The organism is Lyngbya sp. CCAP 1446/10, from assembly GCF_026130175.1.
Classification (GTDB): Bacteria; Cyanobacteriota; Cyanobacteriia; order Cyanobacteriales; family Microcoleaceae; genus Microcoleus.
In genome coordinates, this window is record NZ_JAIGNI010000114.1 from 1 (window position 1) to 5,940 (window position 5,940).

Consider the following 5,940-nt stretch of genomic DNA (forward strand, 5'->3'; position numbering starts at 1 on the left):
TCGACGGGTATCGGGTAGGTCTGCGAAGGCTTCGACAATGGCAATTTGAGACATGACATATCATGTGAATGACTACAATACTTTATTATCATATCAGCTACTCAACCAGAATGAAATAGCCCTGCACCGATACTTGACCTACAGCTACCGAATTACCGGGCAATTGCGAGAAATATTGGGCGATCGCAATTAACCACCTTGCAGGATACTCCAACACTTGCACCAAAACACTACCAGCCGGCGGAAAAACCAATCCAGCTAAAGCGCTAACCATCCCACCAATACTCAAAATCCACAGCAAAGGAGCCGCAATAATATTGACTAAAATACTGTAAGGTGATACCACACTAAAAACATAAAGTAGTAGTGGCAGCACCCAAACTGAAGCGGCGATGGGAATCACAACAATCGAAGCGATCGCAGGTGGCATCCAATCCAATTTTGCCATCAGTGGCGGTGCTGTCACCACTAACCCCAAAGTTGCCAAAAAACTCAATTGAAAACCTAAATCCCAAATCCACAAAGGGTTAACTAGCAGTAAAATAGTCCCAGCGATTAACAGCAATCCCAACGGCTTAACTTCGCGACTTAGTACCAAAGCAAATAGTGTGCCAAATCCCATCAAAGCGGCGCGGCAGATTGAAGCTTCAAAGCCTGTTAATCCCACCAGCAAAAATAAAGCACCCACGCCAAAACAAAATTGTAACTGTTTGGAAAAACGCCTAGTTAAAGCCAAAACTAAAGCCAAAACCATCGAAACTTGAGTGCCGGAAGCTGCGATCGCGTGAGCCAACCCAGCTTGCACAAAATAGTCGCGGATGTTGTAAGGTAAATCTACCGCTTGTTTGCCCAGGGCGATCGCACTGATCAACGGCCCTTCGGGAACATTTAACTGCGATAGTTGCGATCGCACGATCCGCATCCGCATCGCTTGAATTGGCGACGGCTGCATCCCGGTTGACTCCCAGAAAGCAGCCGTTTTGCTGTTAAGTCGATTCACATCCGCGATCGCATTTTCTCTTTTCCAGTCAATCTGACGCCCTTTGAGCCCTGCAAAAGCCCCTTCTCTAGCTAAATATGCTTGAAAATCAAAAGCCCCCGGATTCGACGGTGGCTGCGGTTTGTACAACGAACCTACAACTGCGATCGTATTGTCGGCGTACAAGCCCGTTGCTTGCAGCAGAGGCACTGTCACGTAGAGTTTGCCGGATACTTCGCGGTTGACGACTACTCCTCCTTCACCGCCGTTGATTTCGCTCACTAAATCAGTGTCTAGCCAAAATTGCGATCGACCCGATCGAGTCAATCGGGGCGTACTGGCGAGTCTACCGCGAACTGTCACCGCCACTTCTTGAGTGTTACCAACCGCCGGAATCAGTTTGCTGATGTCATTAATTGTCGGTTGGGGCGATCGAACTGCCAAATAAAAGCTAGCGAGAAATGCTGCTAAACCGGCCACTGCCCACACCCATTTTGCTCTCGGCAGCATCTCCAGAAAACTCAATTCTTCCCTCGCATCCAAGCGTTCTTCAACAGTATTTTCTTTTTGTCTGCTGCGTCTTTTTTTAGTGGTTTTGAGAGAATTCCTAGCATACTTTAACAACAATTTAGGCATAGCGAATGCGACGGCTATTCCCAAAGCAAGTATCCCGTATCTACCCCAAGAAACCCCTGTAGAAATCAATCCCAAAATGTAGGCAAGACAGAAAATGACACCCGTTGCTTGATTCATTAATTAATTAATTAGTAATTAGCAATTAGCAATTTTTACCGTCAAAAATAGAGTTTATTTTGCTTTCCAAAGCCTAACAAATTAAGCTCAAAAAATAGAAAAAAATTCGCTTTGATAACCTATTCAGCAGATAAGATTGCACTCATTCGCAAACTATCTTGAAATTATCTGCGTTGATCTGCGTTTATCTACCTTGCATCTGCGGTTGACTTATCAATCAAAGATTTATGCAAGAGGTCTAGTATTTAAATTGTATATCAAGAAATAATCAAACTCTTGTGGGGTGGGCTTTGAGCATCACCCCGAATATGCAATTTAAATCCCCAACAGCTTAGCTTAAATAGACAAACCCAATTTTAAACCGAAAGCCGCGTGCAACACCATAAGTGCTAAAGCCGTCGTGCCCAAATAAGCATGAACCGCGCGCAGGGCTAGCTTATTGCCCCCAAAACCCGTCAGCGAAATCAAGCTACCAACAGCCAGCAAAACTAGCACTCCCGAACCCGTCCAAAAGTGCGGGCTTTCCATGACAGGCTGGTGCTGCATTACCAGCGACAGCAAGCCACCAGTGTAGCCCAAAGCTAGAAATAAAAACATCCACGGTGCTAGCTTACGATGATCCGATCGACTTTTGAGCGCGACATCCTTATCGGCAGCCAAACGTCCCTGCCATCCCGTATACCCAACGAAACTGCCCATTGCCACAACCACAATCCCCATCATGACAGGATGTCCCCAATGGGTAATCGGTTCGGGAATTCCCAGACTGCGAAATTGGCTGGCGATGGGTTCTAGAACTTCGCTTACATTTACCATTTGATTTTGATTCCCAGCTTGGCGATAAAATTTTTCGGACTAATTATTAAAATATTATAAAATACTTAGTATGGCAACTGCGATCGCACACTTCAAAGAGCCGTTTAACCAGACCGCAAAACATTGCCCAGAAGCCTATATTTACACAAAACTTAGCCGGCTAAAGCCGGCTGTGAGATTTTTACAGCAGTGATGCTGTTTCAAGTTAGTTGTTAGTTTTATCCGCTAAATAGAAAAGCAAAAAACAAACGTAATTCGTCGGCACGTCACACCCCGAAGGTGCTTTTTACCAAATCTTCACAGCCTCATCCTCACTCTGGATGTTAAATTTTACTTGCCTACTCAAAGTTAATTTCAATTCCTTGACTTTGGAATGCCAAAGAGGGAAACTAACATTGGAGCTGACGAGCAGTGGCACTTCCAGATTTTGCCAATCGCTCTCAAGGGAGAGTCAGGAACTCAGGTCTAAAGACACTGAGCTTGTAAGACGAAAGTTGAACCAAGCTATTCTGACCAGCCTAAGTCTTAACTGACTACGTTTTTTGAGTCACGACACCCCGGAATACGAAGCTAGTTCCTTGCTCTGTCATCTGCAATTAAACAGTTTTAAAGTCACTGAAACAGTGTTGCAGGTCTAAAAAGCTCTCAAAACATTGACCGACAAGCTAACATCACCCCGAAAGGGAGGCTCGCTTGCGAGCAAACATTATGCGTACAGGATTGCGAAGCTTGAAATGGCAATTGTCCCATTGAAAGTACATCACAAAAGTACCCCTAGCCAAGCAATCCCAAGGCGGTAATGGAAAGATTCAAGGAGGTTGAAACCGCCGAGCCGTTTTCCTCTCAGGACTAAAGTCTCGCTCGTTTCCCACTTACCGAGTTTTTCTATGAACTACTGCAAAAAAACTAGAGGTTTCAACTCTCAGAATTTTTCTATAAAGTATGCCGTCTGATCGCGCTCAAAAACAGGTACAAGCCTTCGACTTAAGTAGTGAAGACACCCAAATTTTAGACCATAGTTCAAACTCCCAGATTAATCTATGGAGTCAATCTAAAATCTAAAATTTAAAATCGACTAACTTTAGCGCTTAGCCTTCCTCGGAACCGTGCGCGTGCGATCGCTAAACTCGCTGCGCCGTCGCTAAAGTAGCTTCCGAAGGTTGGATATGATACTTTACGAGATTGGCCAGTTCTTGTAACTGACTAATCGCCTCTGCACCTTCAAGTTTCATCAATTCGCGATCGTCCCGCATCTCAGTCCAAGTAATTCCGTAATCTGACACCAAAAACCGAATCAGATGGTTGTCCGTCAAACTGACCATAAATGAGGCACTGTTCATCTGACCCCCGCAAGTGTAGCAGGATGCCAGATAACCCCGACGCTCTAGCACGATCGCCAAAGCCTGAAGGTTCATTACCAAATCTTGGACGAATTTACGGTGTTGTTCTGCAAGTCTCAGAAACACAGTTGTTCTCCTATCACCACGCCGTGTATTTTATACCCAATTTCATGGTTTCTTAATAATTGGGTATTTAGGTGCTGGTTCATTATACGTTTAGTATGCTTTAAAAAAATCGGATTAGCGACCTCTTCAGCTTACTTATACTAGACTAACCGAGTTGCGATCGAAACTAAGTATCACCAGCGACATTTAGCCAAAACACGCTGTCATCCGGGACTCCAGCCAGAAAATTCGCCTACTCTCACGGCTGATTCAGCCCTCGGACAGCCCAAAGATACAAATAACTAATCATAGCAATGAAGTTAGTTAAGTATAATAGTTCAATCGCCCTGGGGATACTCCTCCCAAAGGGTTGTCGTCTGCCGCAAGCTCCGAAAGTCGCCATTTCCCAAGATCAAGTGATCCAGCAGCGGAATCGACAAAAACTGCGCTCCCGCCAGCAACTGCCGCGTCAAAGCAATATCCTCCGGGCTCGGTTCCACACTCCCCGATGGGTGATTGTGCGAGATAATCGCCCGTGTCGCCCCTTGGCGGATGATCTCCCGAAAAATATCCCTGGGATGAGCTAAAGTTTCCGTAGCTGTGCCGATCGTAATTACCTGAGTACCCAGCAGCCGATTTTTCACATCCAGCAGCACCACAGCAAAGCGTTCCTGAGACTGCCACATCAAATCCTGACTTAGCGCATCCGCCGCTGCTTGGGGAGAGTCAACCACCGCCATTTCCGGCGGCCGCGACTGAAATACCCGCTTCCCCAACTCCACCGCAGCCAAAATCCCCGTTGCCTTAGCAGGCCCAATTCCGTGAATCTGCGTCAACTCCTGGACGCTAATGCCACGCAGCACAGCCAGAGGGTCGCGCTGGTGCAAGCTCAACTGATTTAAAATATACTGTCCCAGCCCCACGGCCGAAAGTTTACCTTTTCCCTGACCGGTACCCAGCAGAATCGCAATCAATTCCGCCGTCGCCAAACTTTTCGGGCCACCGGCCATCAGCCGTTCCCGTGGACGTTCACCGGGAGGCAAATCGACAATTCTCAAGCTGTAAGTCATAGATGCACCTTACTAATACAGCGGAAGCTCAGCAATTAGATAATTTTAGCCGATCGATTTCCTGGTTCAAATCAGTACAATCACCGAAAAAATCCCCAGCATTAACCGAGGGTTTTGGCACAGCAAATCTAACCCAACGTTTCGCAAGCGATCGAGTCTTTATCTCGATCGAGCTTAAACGGATCGCCCGGATATGCCTCTAACACTCGCTGCGCTTGGGCTTGAGTCGCAAAATCAGAACAGTTGCAATCCGAGTTAACGTAACTGGGAAAATCCGCACTTTTCACCTTGGGTTTAGAAGACTCGTAGTTCACTTTCTTGATATCTTTCTTTGGCTGCTGTGCATCAAGAGCAATCTCTGCGGTTCGTTCAACAGATTTGACTGAAGATGGCAATTTGCGATCGATCTCTGGTTTGACAAGTGCAGGTGCCGCCGCAGAAATTGCAGCTTTCCGTGCTGGTAATAGCGTTTTCACAGTCTCCGGCTGGGGTGTCGGCGCTGCCGAAATCACTGACGGCTTAGGCGTTTGAGATGATATTAGCGGAGTGGTTGGGGCCCGATCCGCCACCGAAACTTGCTGAGGTGGATTCGGTGCGGTGACGCCCACAAGTACAAACGAAGACGCCATCAACCCGCCGTACATCGCGATCGATCGCTTGCGGGTTGGTGCGGCCACCCATTTCGGATTAACAAGGCCCAGAAAGAAGGCAGGGATCGACAATAAAAAGCTTAAGATTAAAAAATTAAACATAATGACCTTAATTCGTGCGCGTCCAAGACTGAGAAGTTAACTTCCTTCTCTATCGGCAGGCCGTAAGGATTCAGGTCTAAGATTGGGGAATTAAAGAAGGCATAAATAAGTCACAAAAATGGGCA

At 46.6% G+C, this 5,940-nt stretch carries 5 protein-coding genes; all 5 read right to left on the reverse strand.

Annotated elements, in window-relative coordinates; genetic code table 11:
* Positions 1–97: 97 nt before the first annotated feature.
* The gene (locus K4039_RS26290) at positions 98–1,732 is read right to left on the reverse strand and encodes a ComEC/Rec2 family competence protein (RefSeq protein WP_265239447.1); all 1,635 of its coding nucleotides are present in this window, start codon (positions 1,730–1,732) and stop codon (positions 98–100) included.
* Between the two features lie 336 nt (positions 1,733–2,068).
* Positions 2,069–2,548, reverse strand: a complete 480-nt coding sequence (locus tag K4039_RS26295) for a DUF4079 domain-containing protein (RefSeq protein WP_265239448.1) — start codon at positions 2,546–2,548, stop codon at positions 2,069–2,071.
* Positions 2,549–3,669: 1,121 nt separating this feature from the next.
* Positions 3,670–4,014: a DUF1815 family protein gene (locus K4039_RS26300; RefSeq protein ID WP_106149494.1), complete on the reverse strand. Its 345-nt coding sequence runs from the start codon at positions 4,012–4,014 to the stop codon at positions 3,670–3,672.
* Between the two features lie 317 nt (positions 4,015–4,331).
* A complete protein-coding gene (gene radC / locus K4039_RS26305; RefSeq protein ID WP_265239449.1) occupies positions 4,332–5,063 on the reverse strand; it encodes a DNA repair protein RadC in 732 nt (243 codons plus the stop codon).
* 128 nt (positions 5,064–5,191) lie between these two features.
* Complete coding sequence (locus K4039_RS26310) at positions 5,192–5,740, reverse strand: excalibur calcium-binding domain-containing protein (RefSeq protein ID WP_265239450.1); 549 nt, start codon at positions 5,738–5,740, stop codon at positions 5,192–5,194.
* Between the last annotated feature and the right edge of the window lie 200 nt (positions 5,741–5,940).

Excerpts from the sequence above, each read along its gene's own strand:
- K4039_RS26290 (WP_265239447.1), bottom strand. The coding sequence starts at position 1,732 with ATGAATCAAGCAACGGGTGTCATTTTCTGTCTTGCCTACATTTTGGGA.
- K4039_RS26295 (WP_265239448.1), bottom strand. The coding sequence starts at position 2,548 with ATGGTAAATGTAAGCGAAGTTCTAGAACCCATCGCCAGCCAATTTCGC.
- radC (WP_265239449.1), bottom strand. The coding sequence starts at position 5,063 with ATGACTTACAGCTTGAGAATTGTCGATTTGCCTCCCGGTGAACGTCCA.